The sequence below is a fragment of the Nitrosopumilus sp. K4 genome (assembly GCF_018128925.1).
Taxonomy (GTDB): domain Archaea; phylum Thermoproteota; class Nitrososphaeria; order Nitrososphaerales; family Nitrosopumilaceae; genus HKST03.
This window is the reverse complement of the sequence record NZ_CP067007.1, coordinates 304,243-319,615: the sequence shown is the minus strand read 5'-3', so window position 1 is coordinate 319,615 and position 15,373 is coordinate 304,243. Positions and strand designations below refer to the sequence as shown.

At 34.1% G+C, this 15,373-nt stretch carries 18 protein-coding genes; 9 read left to right on the top strand and 9 right to left on the bottom strand.

What is annotated here, in order from left to right; all coding sequences use genetic code 11:
- Positions 1 to 69 precede the first annotated feature (69 nt).
- Genes NsoK4_RS01830 through nadC form a run of 3 tightly spaced genes read left to right on the top strand, consistent with a single transcriptional unit; the run spans position 70 to position 1,720 of the window.
- Positions 70 to 666, top strand: a complete 597-nt coding sequence (locus NsoK4_RS01830; RefSeq protein WP_211687695.1) for a DNA-directed RNA polymerase — start codon at positions 70 to 72, stop codon at positions 664 to 666.
- On the top strand, positions 667 to 855 hold the full coding sequence (spt4, locus tag NsoK4_RS01825; RefSeq protein WP_211687694.1) for a transcription elongation factor subunit Spt4: 189 nt from the start codon (positions 667 to 669) through the stop codon (positions 853 to 855). It begins immediately after the preceding gene.
- A 43-nt stretch (positions 856 to 898) separates the two neighbouring features.
- Positions 899 to 1,720, top strand: coding sequence for a carboxylating nicotinate-nucleotide diphosphorylase (gene nadC, locus NsoK4_RS01820; RefSeq protein ID WP_211687693.1), 822 nt, complete (start codon positions 899 to 901; stop codon positions 1,718 to 1,720).
- Here the strand turns inward: nadC and NsoK4_RS01815 are convergent.
- The 4 genes from NsoK4_RS01815 to NsoK4_RS01800 all read right to left on the bottom strand — a co-directional run bounded on the left by NsoK4_RS01815 (position 1,717) and on the right by NsoK4_RS01800 (position 4,555).
- The gene (locus NsoK4_RS01815) at positions 1,717 to 2,109 is read right to left on the bottom strand and encodes a tetratricopeptide repeat protein (RefSeq protein ID WP_371816009.1); all 393 of its coding nucleotides are present in this window, start codon (positions 2,107 to 2,109) and stop codon (positions 1,717 to 1,719) included. The two genes, nadC and NsoK4_RS01815, sit on opposite strands and share 4 nt — an antisense overlap.
- A gap of 20 nt (positions 2,110 to 2,129) precedes the next feature.
- Complete coding sequence (nadA, locus tag NsoK4_RS01810; RefSeq protein WP_211687691.1) at positions 2,130 to 3,086, bottom strand: quinolinate synthase NadA; 957 nt, start codon at positions 3,084 to 3,086, stop codon at positions 2,130 to 2,132.
- A gap of 93 nt (positions 3,087 to 3,179) precedes the next feature.
- Positions 3,180 to 3,998, bottom strand: coding sequence for an aspartate dehydrogenase (locus NsoK4_RS01805; protein ID WP_211687690.1), 819 nt, complete (start codon positions 3,996 to 3,998; stop codon positions 3,180 to 3,182).
- 23 nt (positions 3,999 to 4,021) lie between these two features.
- A complete protein-coding gene (locus NsoK4_RS01800) occupies positions 4,022 to 4,555 on the bottom strand; it encodes a PEFG-CTERM sorting domain-containing protein (RefSeq protein ID WP_249111100.1) in 534 nt (177 codons plus the stop codon).
- A 176-nt stretch (positions 4,556 to 4,731) separates the two neighbouring features.
- Here NsoK4_RS01800 and NsoK4_RS01795 point away from each other — a divergent pair, with 176 nt between their 5' ends.
- The 5 genes from NsoK4_RS01795 (at position 4,732) to NsoK4_RS01775 (ending at position 11,335) form a co-directional block, all read left to right on the top strand.
- A complete protein-coding gene (locus NsoK4_RS01795) occupies positions 4,732 to 5,676 on the top strand; it encodes a hypothetical protein (RefSeq protein WP_249111099.1) in 945 nt (314 codons plus the stop codon).
- A 120-nt stretch (positions 5,677 to 5,796) separates the two neighbouring features.
- Positions 5,797 to 6,588, top strand: a complete 792-nt coding sequence (locus NsoK4_RS01790) for a DNA double-strand break repair nuclease NurA (protein ID WP_211688798.1) — start codon at positions 5,797 to 5,799, stop codon at positions 6,586 to 6,588.
- The gene (locus NsoK4_RS01785) at positions 6,585 to 8,117 is read left to right on the top strand and encodes an ATP-binding protein (RefSeq protein ID WP_211687688.1); all 1,533 of its coding nucleotides are present in this window, start codon (positions 6,585 to 6,587) and stop codon (positions 8,115 to 8,117) included. Before NsoK4_RS01790 ends, NsoK4_RS01785 begins: the two co-directional genes overlap by 4 nt.
- Positions 8,118 to 9,260 (top strand): exonuclease SbcCD subunit D, encoded by a 1,143-nt coding sequence (locus NsoK4_RS01780; RefSeq protein WP_211687687.1) that lies wholly within the window; start codon positions 8,118 to 8,120, stop codon positions 9,258 to 9,260.
- Positions 9,257 to 11,335 (top strand): AAA family ATPase, encoded by a 2,079-nt coding sequence (locus tag NsoK4_RS01775; RefSeq protein ID WP_211687686.1) that lies wholly within the window; start codon positions 9,257 to 9,259, stop codon positions 11,333 to 11,335. Before NsoK4_RS01780 ends, NsoK4_RS01775 begins: the two co-directional genes overlap by 4 nt.
- A 2-nt stretch (positions 11,336 to 11,337) precedes the next feature.
- Here NsoK4_RS01775 and NsoK4_RS01770 read toward each other — a convergent pair whose 3' ends face one another.
- Together NsoK4_RS01770 and NsoK4_RS01765 are read right to left on the bottom strand one after the other, a co-directional pair.
- Positions 11,338 to 12,345: a plastocyanin/azurin family copper-binding protein gene (locus tag NsoK4_RS01770; RefSeq protein ID WP_211687685.1), complete on the bottom strand. Its 1,008-nt coding sequence runs from the start codon at positions 12,343 to 12,345 to the stop codon at positions 11,338 to 11,340.
- On the bottom strand, positions 12,346 to 12,834 hold the full coding sequence (locus tag NsoK4_RS01765) for a HEAT repeat domain-containing protein (protein WP_211687684.1): 489 nt from the start codon (positions 12,832 to 12,834) through the stop codon (positions 12,346 to 12,348). It abuts the gene before it with no gap.
- Between the two features lie 97 nt (positions 12,835 to 12,931).
- Here NsoK4_RS01765 and NsoK4_RS01760 point away from each other — a divergent pair, with 97 nt between their 5' ends.
- On the top strand, positions 12,932 to 13,594 hold the full coding sequence (locus NsoK4_RS01760; RefSeq protein WP_211688796.1) for a redoxin domain-containing protein: 663 nt from the start codon (positions 12,932 to 12,934) through the stop codon (positions 13,592 to 13,594).
- Here NsoK4_RS01760 and NsoK4_RS01755 read toward each other — a convergent pair.
- The 3 genes from NsoK4_RS01755 to NsoK4_RS01745 form a co-directional block, all read right to left on the bottom strand.
- A complete protein-coding gene (locus NsoK4_RS01755; protein ID WP_211687683.1) occupies positions 13,591 to 13,830 on the bottom strand; it encodes a hypothetical protein in 240 nt (79 codons plus the stop codon). The genes NsoK4_RS01760 and NsoK4_RS01755 overlap by 4 nt on opposite strands.
- A 249-nt stretch (positions 13,831 to 14,079) precedes the next feature.
- A complete protein-coding gene (locus NsoK4_RS01750; protein WP_249111097.1) occupies positions 14,080 to 14,892 on the bottom strand; it encodes a CFI-box-CTERM domain-containing protein in 813 nt (270 codons plus the stop codon).
- Position 14,893: 1 nt separating this feature from the next.
- Complete coding sequence (locus tag NsoK4_RS01745; protein WP_211687682.1) at positions 14,894 to 15,349, bottom strand: 50S ribosomal protein L15e; 456 nt, start codon at positions 15,347 to 15,349, stop codon at positions 14,894 to 14,896.
- Positions 15,350 to 15,373 lie beyond the last annotated feature (24 nt).

Here is a 15,373-nt window from a genome sequence, read left to right as displayed (position 1 = left end):
AAATCTTTGGAAAATAATGCGTAAAATACCCAAAGATTCATAAATTGAAATTCAAAAAAAACAGCACAGTTGTTTTCTATATCTACCCTAGTTGATGTTGTTAGGATTCCACCAAGCCTGTTTGGAACCACACTCAAAAAGGCTGCAGTAAATATTCTCAAGGAAAAATACGAGAGTATGATTAATGCAGATTTGGGGTATATCATTATGATTTTAGATGCCAAAGTAGACGAGATGGGAAAGATGATTGCCGGAGATGGCGGAACATTTCACAAAGTTGAATTTGAAGCATTAACATTTTATCCAAAATTACAAGAAATTGTTCAAGGAGAAATTGTAGATATTACAGACTTTGGAGCATTTGTAAGAATTGGTCCTACAGATGCATTGTTACACTTGTCACAAGTTATGGATGATTATCTAAAAAGTGATGTAAAATCTGGAATGATCATTGCCAACCAAAGTGGAAGAACATTAAAAGTTGGTTCTACCCTTCGTTCAAGAATTACAGCTGTGTCATTAGGTAAAGCAGCTGCAATGGGAAAAATTGGAATCACATGCAGACAACCATTCCTTGGTGCAGATGAATGGATTCAAGAAGAAATTAAAAAAGCAAGTGGTGGTGCAGATGACACCACAGAAGAAGCAAAAGTAGAGGCAAGTTAAATGGCTAGAGAAATGGCTTGTAGAAAATGCAAGTTTGTAACAACAGGAAAAGTTTGTCCAGTTTGTAAATCATCAGATTTAACACCTGATTGGACCGGAGTAGTCCTAGTAGTAGATCCTACAAATTCTGAGATTTCAAAAACATTAGGAATTACTCAAAAGGGCAAATACGCAATTAAAGTAACATAGAAAAAATTTCTAAATCTTTAAAATTACATAACACATTATCATAATGTTGTCATTTAATTCAAGGAAAATACTTTCACAATTTTTAGATGAAGACATAGGAAAAGGAGACATTACAAGCTCATTATTATCTAAAAAAAGAATCACTGCAAGAATAATTTCTAGAGAAAACGCAATTGTAGCAGGCATAAAATATGCAAAGCAGATTTTTGAAATCAAAGGATGCAAAGTAAAAATTCTAAAAAAAGATGGCAGTAATGTTAAACCAAATCAAACCATAATGACCATCACAGGGAATGCAGGAAAAATTCTTACGTGTGAGCGAACAGCCCTCAATTTGCTTACAAGGATGAGTGGAATAGCGACACAAACAAACAATCTTGTAAAAAAAATACCAAATAAAAAAACCAGGCTTTACGCTACAAGAAAAACAGCTCCAGGTCTTAGAATTTTTGACAAAGAAGCAGTAGAGATTGGAGGAGGTGAAAAACATCGACTCAGGCTAGACGAAATGGTGATGATAAAAGACAACCACATAGCTGTAAGTGACTCTCTTGAATCACTCATCAAAAAAACAAAGAAAAGATATCAAAAATTTGAAGTTGAAGTTGAAAATACACAAGACGCAGTTTTGGCTGCAAAAGAAGGAGCAACAATAATCATGCTAGACAATTTCACCCCAACACAAATCAAAAAAACAATTACGACACTAAAGAGCAATAAGCTCAGAGACAGAGTATTGCTTGAGGCATCTGGAGGAATTACCTCAAAAAACATAGCAAATTATGGGAAAACAGGAGTAGACATAATTTCAGTTGGCAGTATTACAAATTCCGTAAAGGGAATAGACATGAGTTTAGAAGTTTAAGATTCAAGTTTCTCTAACAATTCAGCAACTGCTTTATTTTTTGGATCAATTTCTTTAATTTTATCACAACATTGAATTGCTTTCTTTTTTTCACCAATTTTGTAGTGAGCATTTGCTTTTAGAATTAGAACCTCTGTATCATAGGTTCCAATTGCTAACGATTTTTCAAAATACGAGATTGCAGTCTTGAATTTATTTTTCATATAATAAATACTTCCAACAATAAATAAGACATCATTGTTTTCAGGTACTTTTTGGAGATATTCTGTGCCTGCTCTAAGTGCTTGATCATATTTCTTTTCTTTAACTAATTTACGCAGTTCTTTTAGTTTTTCAACATTTTTTTTCTTTTGAGGATCTTTTTGACTCCTACTGAATAGACCAACCAATTTTTTCACAAGATTACAGTTTAACTAATTGCAAGCATTCTATCAATTGCCAATCTAGCTTTATCAGCAATGTTTTTTGGTACTGTAACTACATTTTTTTCATTAACTAATGCATCATATACTTTATCGAGAGTAATCATCTTCATGTATTGACATTCAGCCTTTTCGGATGCAGGAATAAAGTTCTTTTCAGGATTTTGTTGTCTCATTCGATACAAGATTCCTGTTTCAGTTGCAACCACAAAGTTCTTTGCATTTGAATCCTTTACATGATTAAGCATACCCTCAGTTGAAAGAATCGATACCTTTCTATCATCATAGCTGCCATCTGCAACATCATACATCATAGGAGTAGTACAACTACATTCAGGATGAATTACAAATTCGGCATCTTTCATTGAATCTAATTTTTTAGTTACATCTTCTGGAGTAATTCCTGCATGTACATGACATTCACCTGCCCAGATATGCATATTTTTTCTTCCAGTCACTTTTGCAACATAAGAACCCAAAAACATGTCAGGCAAAAATAAAATTTCCTTATTTTCAGGAATTGCCTTTACTACATTGACAGCATTTGAGGAAGTACAGCAATAATCTAGTTCAGACTTTATTTCTGCAGTAGTGTTAACATATCCAACTGCAATTGCACCTGGATGTTGTTTTTTCCAATTTCGTAATTCATCAACAGTGATGGAGTCAGATAGTGAGCACCCTGCTTCCAGATCAGGAATTAAAACTCTTTTTTGAGGACTAATGATTGCTGCAGTTTCGGCCATAAAATGAACACCACAAAATAGGATTGTTTTTTGATCAACGGTAGCGGCTTGTCTTGATAGTCCAAGCGAATCACCCGTAAAATCAGCCACATCTTGTACTTCAGGAATTTGATAATTATGTGCAAGAATCACTACATCTTTTTCTTTTTTTAGTCTAAGAATCTCTTCTTTTAGTTTGGAAGCTTGTTGTACGAGCATAAACCATTGAAAATTGAGATTGTAGGGATTTAAAGAATGGGATCGTGCCTAGAATTTTCACATATGTTTGTAATAGTGGCAAGTATTGCCATATTACGTGCCAATTTGAATTTCATCTGAGCAGTATTTTCTCAATGTTTCAATGGCAGAAAGTATTGCAAGTCGGCTAGTTTTAGGATTAGCAGGATCCGGAAAATTTTCTATGGTAAAGGTCATCTTTCCAAAGGTTCCACATGCTTCTATATGATGGGTATTTTTGTTAGTGTCTGGATCAGCAACAATGTTTACCATTGTTTTTTCACTTCCTATCCCACACAAAGAAAGTAATGCAGCCACATTGATGTTTGCAGGAAACAAAGATACGGCTTCTTTGGCAGTTCCTTGAAAAATTGTTGTCTTAGAGTTGAGAGAATCAAGATCAATAGACGAAGTTTCAAAAAACTTTGCACCCTTAAGAGAACGTGGATGTTTTGTAGTAGTAATGGATAACGATTCTAATTCTTTTTTAATTGATTTGATTCCATCTAATCCTGCGATTGCACCAGAGGGAAGATAAATTGTTTTTTTGAAATCTTTGCACGCGTCGGATAAAATATCATATACAGATTCATCAAGTAATGCACCTACACTCATAATCATCAAGTCTTTTTTATTTTGCAATATGCTGAGTCCAGCATCTTTAACAGCATTTTGCGATGCAGCTTCAACAACAATATCAACAGGATTTGAAGAAAGCAGATGGGAATTTTCAACTATAACTGGTTTATTTTTCAACTTTTCAACGAGCGTAGAAGACGCATCTTTGGAATCATCATATACATGGGTCAGAGTTGCAGGAATTTCTCCAGTATCAATGGCAAGAGCTATTTGAGTCCCTATAGCACCACACCCTAACAATCCTATCCTTTTCAAGTAAAATAACTAGAATCCATCACTTAATTAATTCTAGTCCAGTTTGCAAAAGATGTTTTTCTTGCAAAATAAACCAATCCAAGGAGGGAAAAACCCAGGACAAGAATCGCAATTGTTCCAAATTCAGGAATTACCGTAGTACCCATAATTTCCACATGTTTTGTATCCTCAGAAATAATCATACCAATAACATAACCATCAGGCATTTTCATTAAATCATATCCCGTATCCACCCCATCAATCAAAAGTTGATATTTTTCCTTATCTGCTGTGAGGACTTCAAATGGTATCCTTACCCAAAAGTCCGTTTTTTTAGGAACATGTTCAAAAGTTACTTCAATTGATTTTCTTTCTTGATTTATGATCATTTCTTTTACAGTTGGATCACCTAATGTGTCAGTCATTGAATCATCCATACTTCCATGATAACCGTAGTAAATCGGATAGGAGGTTTTGTCAAATTCAAATTCAAACTTTTCAGCCTCTAATTGAGAAATGTCAAGATATTGTCCAAATGCTTCAATATCTAAAACATGTTCTGCATAAACATTTGACATAGGCATTAGAAAAACCAAAAGAGAAAATATAGTCAGAATTTTTTTCATTTTATTCATGTATTGTTAAATTTTATCAAATATAACCAATATTCAAATTTTCATTAGTGGTTTTCTAGTTTGAAAATAAGTAGCAATTATGATTAATCTATTTATGATAAAAATACAGTTGAAATAGTGTGATTGCAAAAACAATTTTTGCCATATTTTCATTGGTGTTAGTTTTAACAGTGCCAGTATTTGCCGAGGTAGATTCGCCAAAAAAACAAATGCATAGAGGAGTATCTGCAGAAGAGGTTTTGTGTAAGGCTACTTTGGAATTAATCATTAGAACAAATGGTATGCCTGCATGTGTAAAAGCAAGTACAGCAGAAAAAATGAAAGAAAGGGGGTCAGCATTTACGCCCACTCCCATAACAAAATCAAATAAAGAAATTCAGACAGTCCCAGCATCAAGTAACAGTTTTGTGAACTTTTACATCACAGATCAGGATCTGAATATTGCCCATAGTGGAATAGAAGTGATTCCAACAGAAGGGTTGTTGGAATTTTCAATAAAAGGTATTACGATACAAGGTCCAGAAAACATGATTGAAACAGGCCCTGATACTGGACAATTTTATGTCAAACTACAACTTCCAGAATCAATTAACGGAGAACCACTAGAACAAGATGACATTGTTTTGATAAAGTATCTTGATCAATCAGATCATGCAGGAGAAAAGAGAATTTTGGTAAAATCAATCCCACTAACAAAAACATTTGCAAAAGTTGAGACATCAGGAGGCGGTTCAAGAATTGGTCATGAATTTACATTTAGGATTTACGAACCAGATGCAAACAGAGATTCAAAAAATGAAGATAAAATTTCGCTTAGTTCTTTTGAATTTAGAGCAGAGGGTGGAATCAGAACAACTCTTGCAAATCCACGATTTGACGCAAATTCTAGTTCTTTAATCGAGACAGGTCCTAATACAAGTACATTTGAGGTAAAGATCAAAATCCCTAGAGAAATCGATGGAAAACCAATTCACATCGGGGACAAATACGAGATCAGGTACATTGATAGAAGCACACCTTCGGGCACAGATGAAAAAGTAGTCTACAATGGAAGAATTGGCTAGGGTTAAACTCTGGTGAAACTTTGGTTAAGGATCAGTATAACCTAAAGATTTTATTCAAAACTACGAAGTATTGTTGTGCTAAATACAGTCTACAAGGATGCAATTCTCAACAGAGACAAAATGCTTTCCATACTAAAGGGACCAAAATTTGAACAGATTTTGCAAAAAGCACGTGAAAATTGGATAGAATATGAGCCTACAAAAGAAGAATCCACAACTGCAGGTATTGATTCTAGTTTTAACAATACAAAATTTCAAGGAATAGAATTATGGGCCACAACTGCAGTATCTATCAAAACAGACGGAGAAGTTTTGACAGATTTGCACGATTCAGGACTAGGTTCAGATATGGATCTATCAAGAATTGCAAGTAGGATGGAAATTGAGGCTTGTGAGAAAACAGTAGACGAGGTTGATTTAGTATTAATGGATGGATCACTTCACTCTCAATTTATGACCAGACAATCATCTTTAGATGCAGCAATGGTCAGGACAATGAAAAAAAGAGACAATGTTATTTTCATTGCAAAGACTTCAAATACAAAAAAACAGTTTGAACAACTTGGTTCGCTAGCTGGAGATATTTTCTATTATAATCATGTTACAAAAGGGCCAGGATTTTCAAAATTATTTGTCGAGAAAAAATACGGTCAAGACAAAGTCATCGCATCAACGTTTGTAAGATTAAGTGATTCAACACCAATTATCAAATTAGAATTTTTAGGTCCTGATCATTCCGAGGAAGAAATAAAACAGATCCTAAACAAACTTTACAAAAACAGTGTTGGAGGATATCCATATGCACTTAAACTTGCACACAACAACTGTAAAATATCAGACAAAGAACTTGCAAAAATGGTTAGTTTATTGGGATTAAGTAATGAAATTGGATCAAGAGAGGTATTAGGATGAGTTTAGGATATGTTATTGGAGAGTCAAAACCTACATTTGTTACAGCGTTAACATCAAGGCCATTATCTGTTGGCGAATACATCATTATCGATACAGATGAAGGGAAGATCTTAGGATTAGTTGAAAAATCCAAAGTTTCAAGTGCAGCATTTACAGATGTAAAAAATTTTGATGAGGCAGCAGAATCAACAGAAATAGCAGAGATTAACAAACGAGATAAAACATTTACTGCAAATATAGGGATCTTAGGATTTTTAGAAAATTTACAAAAAGGACAATCAATAATTCCAGCAATTCCTCCAATTCCAGGCACAGAGATTACGCAGCCAACTAGAGAGGAACTAGAAGGAATTTTCAGTTCACCAAAAGACGGATGGGTAAAAATCGGAAGCCTGTTAAGAAACAAGACAATAGATGCCAAAGTCAACCTAGACAAAATAGTTTCAAGACATCTTGGGATTCTAGCAATGACAGGAATGGGAAAGAGTAATCTTGTTTCACTAGTTACAAAACAAATTGGAAAACTGAAAGGGACAGTAATAATTTTTGATTATCATAATGATTACACCACACTAAACATTCCACGCATCAATGTAGTTGATGCAAAAATCAATCCAAGACTTTTAGATGCAGATCAGTTATCAGAGGTTTTAGAAATCAGAGATGGTGCAAATGTGCAACAACGAGTTCTAAGAATGGCATTTACAAATCAAGTCAAAGAATCAAAAGAATTTTGGAATAAACTGGAAACAGAAATAGAGTTTATTGTGAATTCTGAAGATAAAAAACTCAAGGAGATCAGAACATCAGCATATAGAGTTCAAGATATTATTGAAGAAGCACAAAGAAGATTCGAAGATATCTTAGATCCAGACATGGGGGATCCAATCAGCTTTATCAAAGAAGGAAAAACCAACATCCTAAATATTTCTGAACTTTCTGAAAAACAAGCTAATGTTGCAGTTGCATTTTATCTTCAACAGCTTCTCAAAGACAGAAAGGATGCAAGCATTGCAAAACACGGAAAATCAAAAAAAGAAAGAGTGTTCAGATTTAATTCTCCAATATTTGTAATAATAGAAGAAGCACATGTTTTTATTCCAAAAGATCACGACACCAGTGCAAAATACTGGGCTGCTAAAATCGCTAGGGAAGGAAGAAAGTTTGGATTAGGTCTGGGAATAGTCTCACAAAGACCAAGAAGTGTTGATCTTAATGTACTAAGCCAATTAGGATCATTTGCAATCATGAAAATCATTCAAGAAGACGATCAAAGGCAAATTGCCTCTGCAACAGAGTCCACTAGTCGTGAATTAATCTCTCAATTAACATCTCTAAACGTAGGAGATGCAGTACTTGTTGGTCAATGGACGAATTTGCCATCACTTGTACACGTAGATGAGGTAAAAGAGAAGACAATGGGAGCAGATCAAAGTGCAGTCAGTGCATGGGCTAATGCAGAGAAGATGGCAGAAGTAGCAGTAGAATCCACGCAAGGATTAGTACAGAAAGATTTGTTGTTAGATTAAATGTTATTTTCACATATTTCAGACACGCATTTAGGTTTAGTCCAGTATGGCTCTGAAGAGCGAGAACAAGATGTGTATCATGTTTTTAATCAGGCAATTGATACTTCAATAAAAGATCATGTGGATTTTGTAATATTTGCAGGAGATATTTTTCACGTTCCAAATCCAAATGGAACAGCAATTGTTCAAATGGCAAATGCACTAAAGAGACTAAAACAAAACAATATCGATTCATTTTTTATTTTAGGAGAGCACGATATCAGTAGAATTCGTACCACACCAATTCCATATGTTTATCACAACTTAGAATTTTCAAGATACATAGGACAAGGAAAACCAATCGAATACAAAAAAATTCTATTGGCAGGATTTGACAAGATTAGAAAAGCAGAAATTCCTCAATTTGAAAAAAAGTTTGCAGAAGTCAATAGCATAGCAAAAGATCATTCAGGCCACAAAATTTTGGTAATGCATCAAGGAATTTCAGAATTTAACAAATTTGCAGGAGAGTTATTATCAACTGACTTGCCAAAGGATTTCACATATTATGCAATGGGACATTTACATGATAAAGATATTCAACAATTTAATCATCTAAATGGACCTGTAGCATATCCAGGGTCTATCGAATTAACAACAAGTGAAGGAATTAAAGAAGCAAGAAAAGGGTTTTTTGAAGTAGACATTTCAACTCAAGAAGCCAATCCAAACTGGATAGAGTTGGATACAAGACAACAGTTTTCATTCAAAACAGAATATGAAAAACTGTCAGAAACAATTGATGAAATTTCAAAGAAAATTTCAGATATTCAAAGAAAGCCAATTTTAGAAATAAAAATCCAAGGAGAGAAAATCGAAACAGACTATATTCAGGCTCAGATTTCACGCCTACAGGCACTAACTTTGAGGTGTTTCTGGAGAATTACGACAAAGGAAATATCAGAATCATCAGTATTTTTAGACAGACCAAATGTTATCGATGATGAGATGTTTCGATTATCAGTTGATGCATTAGGATCTGAAGAGAATGCAAATTTTGCAGTAAAGGAATTACTTCCGCTATTATCAACAGGTCAGATTAAAGAGGCATCACAAATTATTGTGGAAAATTTTGAGAAATTCAAAAAGGAGAAACAAAAATGATTACATCAATTGAATTAGGAGATTTTTTATCACATTCAGAAACAAAACTTGATTTTGATAATGGTGTTACAGTATTTGTAGGACACAATGGTGCAGGAAAATCAAGCATAATTGATGCAATAACATTTTCATTGTTTGGTTCACATACAAGAAAATCAAATAAAGGGTTGATCAAACGAGGCTCCAATCAAGGATTTGCAAAAATAGAGTTCACAGTAAACAATAGGAATTACCAGGCCGTAAGAAAAATCGACACAAAAGGGGGATTAGTAGCAACATTTTCAGAGGTGACAAATGGAGAGAGAACAGAAATTGCAGCAGGAGAACGAAAACAATTTGGCGAATCCATGACAAATGAAATTGAAAAAACAATAGGATTAGATTTTGAAAAATTAAAGATTGCGTCAATTGTTCAACAAGGGGAATTAAGTGCAATAATCAAGGCAAAACCAAAAGAATTCAAAGAGTTATTGAATGCAATAATAGGCATAGACAAGCTTGATTTTGCAGCTGAATCAATGAAAATAGTCAACAAAGAATTTCGTGAAAAAATAAGAGACAAGATTGGGTATGATGATACACATATTGATATCTTACAAAGAGATTTAGAAAAATTTCAAAAGGAATTAGAAGAGGTAAGACCTCAAAAAGAAAAACTCATCAGAGAGCAAAAAGCACTTCAAGAGGAACTTTTAGAATTAAAAGTAAAATTAGAGATAGATGCTCCAAAAATAGACAAAATTAATCAACTTGAACAAAGAAAACAAGAGCTTCAGGCATATGCTAAGGAAGCAATACATGAGATTCAACGTGAAATTACCGAAAAAGAGAGAAAAGTGCGTGAATGTGAAGGGTGTTTTGAGTATGCTGGGCTTAAAAACGACTTGGAGGCAAAGATCAAAAAAGTAGAACAGGCAGTGGAAGACACACAGAAAAAAATCAAAGAGATGACAAGTCAAGTGGGCTCTTTAAGAGAAAAACAGTCTCTTGCCGAAAAACTTCAGCTAAAAGATAACAAATGCCCAGTATGTGATTCAAAGGTAGAAAAGCTAAATCCATTGTTTCAACAAGAACATCTCAAACAAGAGTTGGAAAACATTCAACAGCATATTTTGAATGTAGAAAAAGAACAAAAGATGTACAATCAAAAAAGAAATGAATTTTTAGAAAAATTACAAAGTGCAAGAGAAGCAGAAGCAACATTAAGAGCTCATTCAATAAACAATTTGGAAGACATCAAGAAAATTCAAGAAGAAATTCAGATAAAAAAACAAAATGTTCAGAGAATCCCACCGTCAACAAATAGTAATCTGGTAGCAATTTCAGAAATAGATTCTCATACAAAAATGATTTTTGAAAACATATCAAAACTCGAATCAGAAACTAAAGATTTTAATGAAAAAGAATTTCAAAAATTAAAAAACACAATTGATGAAAAACAAATAACGCTATCACAATATGATCATCAGATAGGGGCAATTACAGAAAAAATTTCAAAAGATCAAGAACAAATTGAAAAAATTCAATCTGCTGTAAAGGAATTAAAAACGGTCAAAGATTATGTGCAAGGACTTGACAATATACAAGCCAATATATTTAGCAGAGACGGTCCAGTAGCAACCAGTCTTCGTTCATGGGCATTAAATACAATTTCTGCAAAGGCATCAGAATATCTTACATTGTTAAACACAAAGATTCAAAGAATACAGCTATCAGAAAAATCAAGAGACATATCCATTATCTGTTATTCAAAAACAGAGATGTTAGATATTGAATCATTAAGTGGAGGAGAACAAGTCAGCGTAGCTTTAGCCTTAAGATTAGGAATGGCTAGTCTTTTGGGAGCATCTAACCTAAATTTAATGATTTTAGATGAACCCACAACTCATCTTGATGCAGAAAGGAAGAAATCACTAGTAGGAGTATTATCACAGTTATCAAATATTGCAAATTCCGGAACACCAATGCAATTTATCATAATTACACACGATGCAGAGATTTTTGAGGACTCTAATGTTGAAAGAATTTACAAGTTTGAGTCAACAGAGCAAGGCAGTAAAGTTACTGCATTATAGAATTATTCAACAATAACGACGCCGGTCATCCAAGGGTGAACCATACAAAAGTAATCATATTTTCCTGGTTTGTCAAATGTGAAATCATATGTCGTTCCTGCCATAAACAGACTTGAATCAAATACCCCAGTAGAGCCTGCTTCAATTGTTCCACTGGTTACAGTATGTGCGGCAGTGTCATCATTATTCCAAGCAACCGTACCACCAACTCTAATTGTTACCTCATATGGAACATAGCATTCGTTGGTTTCTTCACATCCCGGAGCTCCAGAGCCTGGAGGAATTGAAACAACCACATCAATTGGTTCAGGAATTGGTTCTGGTAATGATTGAGGCTCAACTAATATGGGTTCATTTCGAGGTTCTTCAACAACAATCATTTCATCAACTTCACTTACAATAATTTCACCAATCATCCAAGGATGAACCATACAAAAGTAAGGATAAGTTCCTGCTTCATCAAATGTAAATTCAAACATATTACCAGACATAAACAAACCAGAATCAAATAATCCGTCTGGACCTTCAACCACTATTCCACTAGTTACAGTGTGTGCTGCAGTGTCAATGTTATCCCACTGAACAGTATCACCAACAAAAACTTTCAGTGAGGATGGAAGATAGCATTCGTTGGTTTCTTCACATCCCGGAGATCCAGATCCTTCTGCAGTTGTTACTTTATGAACTTGAATTGCAGGCATTGAAGAAGATACAGGAACAGATTTTGGTTCTGGAATTGGTTCAGGTTCTGGTTCTGGAATAATAGGTTCTTCAACTACACATTCACCCTTGTAATCTAGTTTAATTTCAGCAGCATTTAACATACATTGATTTCCATATGTGATTCCATCTACACCACAAACAGGAGCATATTCCATAGTACAAACAGTGGGTTTTTCTAGAGACATGGTTCTTGGTTCAATGATTGAATCAGGGGATTCGGCAATAAGTCCAATAGAAATTGCAACTAAAATACCAACTGCTGCTATAATACCATAAGAGAAATTCATTTATCCACCTGTCAACTTTGCAAATTTTTCGTTTTTGCTCAATTTCTCCATAAACTGAATGTTTGACAACGCTACAATTGCCGATTCAACAACAGGTTTATCAGGATCATTGAGAGCTTTTTCTAATGCTTCTTTTGCATCTTTTGAGCCAACAACACCAAGAGCAATTGCAGCCTCATGTCTTACAAACATACTAGGATCATTAAGAGTTGCATCAGTTAGAGGCGGAATAGCGCTAGAATAGCACATTTGACCTAGAGAGAATGCGGCCTCATGTCTTACCAATTCATTCTCATCATTTTTTAGAACTTTAGCGATGTAAGGTACTTTATCCTCTCCTCCAAAATCAACTAAAATACAAGTGGCTCTAGTTCTCACTACATAGTCAGGATGATCTAAAAGTTTTACAAAATATTCTGTATCCTTTTGTTCATATTTGGACTCCATTTCAGCAAACAATTGAAGTCTATCATTAGTAACTACCTGCATTTGGTTTCAGTCTTTCTGAGTCATATATTAGGTTAATCGAAGAGGAGAATTTCAATACATGAGTTATGTATTTAATGGAAAAAAAGGCAGCAAAATCATGAGTGCAGTGATTGGCCAAAAAGCGCCAAATTTTGGGGTTTCAGAGTGGGTTCAAGGTGCGCCAACAAATTTTGATCAGGAAAAAGATCATGTTGTATTAGTAGAAGTTTTTCAAGTAAATTGTCCAGGTTGTTTTTTGTATGGTATTCCAGAAGCAATCAACATCTATAACAAATACAAAGATGACGGAGTTCGGGTCATTGGAATTGCAACTGCCTTTGAAGATTTTGATTTAAACACGTTAGAGAATCTAAAGATGCTTGCTGAAACTGGTGAGACTGTAGGTGAAACAAAAAAAGCCTTAACAACGTATGGTCAAGGCCAAGGTGGCAAACTGCCTTACAAAATACCATTCCCACTAGCAATGGACAAATTAACAAAGACAACAGGCGAAATCAGTCAGGAAAAAATCCTCCAGTTTATCTATCCTCAAATACCAGATTTTGATTCACAGCCTGAAGAATACAAAAAGCAAATTATTCAAAGAGTAAAAGATTACATGAAATCAAAAGAATACGCAGCAGAAACATTTGAGAAATTTGCCTTGCAAGGAACTCCATCTACTATTTTAGTAGACAGAAAGGGAATCCTAAGAGATGTATCATTTGGACAGTCATCCAACATTGAGGCAATGATTCAAAAATTAGTTGATGAAGATTAATTCTTTTTTGGTTTAGTGGTTTTTTTGACCGTGGTTTTTTTAGTTTTCTTAGGTTTGTTTTCCAACAGATCTATTGCTTTTTGATTAGATAAAGTCCATGCCTTAAACATCTGTTTAAAAACATCATCAAGTTTAGTATTCTCTTCTCTTCCAAGCTCTTGTTTGTAATTTTCCCACGCTTTGATAATTGATTTATTACTTTTTTTCAAAAATGCTAATGCTTCTTTTTTCCCCATAATACAAAATTCCGGTTCTAATATTTTAGGAATTAGCAAAAATTATCCAATCATCACCAAGGCAACAGATAATGCAACAACGATACAAAATCCGCCAACTAGTGCAATCTTTGCATTATTCATAGAGAGAAGTTATCAAAATAAAATAAAAATAATTCCTGAAAAACTACATGCTAAATAAAAAACTCATTACAGAGTAATAGATTATCACACTTGCAATAATTGCAATAACACCAATTAGAGATTTTTTCATTTCTTTAGCCTCGTAATCAAGATTGCAGGTGCAACAAAATACATACCTACATTCAGTGTGATTATACCAATTCCCACTCCAATTGTTTCAACATCATTATCCATAGAGGCATAATTCAAAATCATGAGTGAGGAAAGTAATGGAGTAATTAAAATCCTCACAGATTCTTTGAAAAAAGAGTTTTCTCTTTCATAATCAGAAATTAAAGGACTAAAAGAATAGTAGACATGATTAAATGAATTTATAAAATATTTTCCAGAATCTGTCTGCATTAGTTTTTGATCACGTATTTCTCTTAGATGTTGTACTTGAGGTGCAAGTTCTGTTCCATAAGTGGCAGTGGCAATCAAACACCCACCACCATTTTTAGTATCATCTATAGGAGTAGGATATGAGTTTTCTTCAACACCTTGTAATGTCTCAGTTCCAATTATGTCAATTTTGTTATTACCTATTCCTGTAAAATTTAATGTAATAAATGAAATTTTATCATTTGATTTTATTTTTGGATTATACGGTTCATCATTTAGGAAAAAAGCAAAGTTTCCACTTAACAAGGTTTGAGGAACAATCACTTCACCTAAATTATTTTCTATTCCACTATTTACAAAAAGAGTCAGTCGTTTTTCATTTTTGTTAAATTCATGATCAACTACATCAAAATTTGAAACAGTTTCAACTTCAAAAGTATGTCCACCTGATTCAACATCAAGTCTGGTTACAAGACCGGTTTTATCTGATAACAACTGCCCAAATGCAGGAGTCATAACTAAAATCATCAGAAATGGAATGAATAATGTGGTTTTCAATTTATGCTGTAGTATCTAGTCTTTTTTTTAGTTCTTTGTCTTGAATAATTCTAGGATGTACAGGATCTGCCAATATTACTTCATACCAGTAATGCATGCCATCTTTGTAGATAAAATAAGAACCCAAAAGTTTCAAGTTTGGATACCTTTCAAGTACTCTTCTTTCAGCAACTTTTTGCATGTTGTCATCTGCCTTAATTCTAAGAACACCCAAATGTTTTGGTCTTCTACCACCGGTTGGTCGTTGTTTTCTCATACCACCGGTTCCCACTCTCATTCTAACAACAATGATTCCCTGTTTTGCCTTGTAGCCTAACCTTCTAGCTCTTTGAATTCTACTTGGTTTTTCAATTCTAGTTATTGCGTTTTGTTTACGCCAACCAACCACTCTTTCTCTAAGTTCTGGAGCATTTTCCTTCCATAGTTGGATCCAAATTTGGTCTTGTCGACTAGGCATATCGGCATTAATTAAATCCCCTTT

Bases quoted from the DNA above. Each gene is read 5' to 3' on its own strand.
- NsoK4_RS01775 (WP_211687686.1), top strand. From the start codon at position 9,257: ATGATTACATCAATTGAATTAGGAGATTTTTTATCACATTCAGAAACA.
- NsoK4_RS01745 (WP_211687682.1), bottom strand. From the start codon at position 15,349: ATGCCTAGTCGACAAGACCAAATTTGGATCCAACTATGGAAGGAAAAT.
- NsoK4_RS01790 (WP_211688798.1), top strand. From the start codon at position 5,797: ATGCTTTCCATACTAAAGGGACCAAAATTTGAACAGATTTTGCAAAAA.
- NsoK4_RS01765 (WP_211687684.1), bottom strand. From the start codon at position 12,834: ATGCAGGTAGTTACTAATGATAGACTTCAATTGTTTGCTGAAATGGAG.
- NsoK4_RS01780 (WP_211687687.1), top strand. From the start codon at position 8,118: ATGTTATTTTCACATATTTCAGACACGCATTTAGGTTTAGTCCAGTAT.
- nadC (WP_211687693.1), top strand. From the start codon at position 899: ATGTTGTCATTTAATTCAAGGAAAATACTTTCACAATTTTTAGATGAA.
- NsoK4_RS01755 (WP_211687683.1), bottom strand. From the start codon at position 13,830: ATGGGGAAAAAAGAAGCATTAGCATTTTTGAAAAAAAGTAATAAATCA.
- NsoK4_RS01770 (WP_211687685.1), bottom strand. From the start codon at position 12,345: ATGAATTTCTCTTATGGTATTATAGCAGCAGTTGGTATTTTAGTTGCA.
- NsoK4_RS01800 (WP_249111100.1), bottom strand. From the start codon at position 4,555: ATGTCAAATGTTTATGCAGAACATGTTTTAGATATTGAAGCATTTGGA.
- NsoK4_RS01785 (WP_211687688.1), top strand. From the start codon at position 6,585: ATGAGTTTAGGATATGTTATTGGAGAGTCAAAACCTACATTTGTTACA.
- nadA (WP_211687691.1), bottom strand. From the start codon at position 3,086: ATGCTCGTACAACAAGCTTCCAAACTAAAAGAAGAGATTCTTAGACTA.
- spt4 (WP_211687694.1), top strand. From the start codon at position 667: ATGGCTAGAGAAATGGCTTGTAGAAAATGCAAGTTTGTAACAACAGGA.
- NsoK4_RS01760 (WP_211688796.1), top strand. From the start codon at position 12,932: ATGAGTGCAGTGATTGGCCAAAAAGCGCCAAATTTTGGGGTTTCAGAG.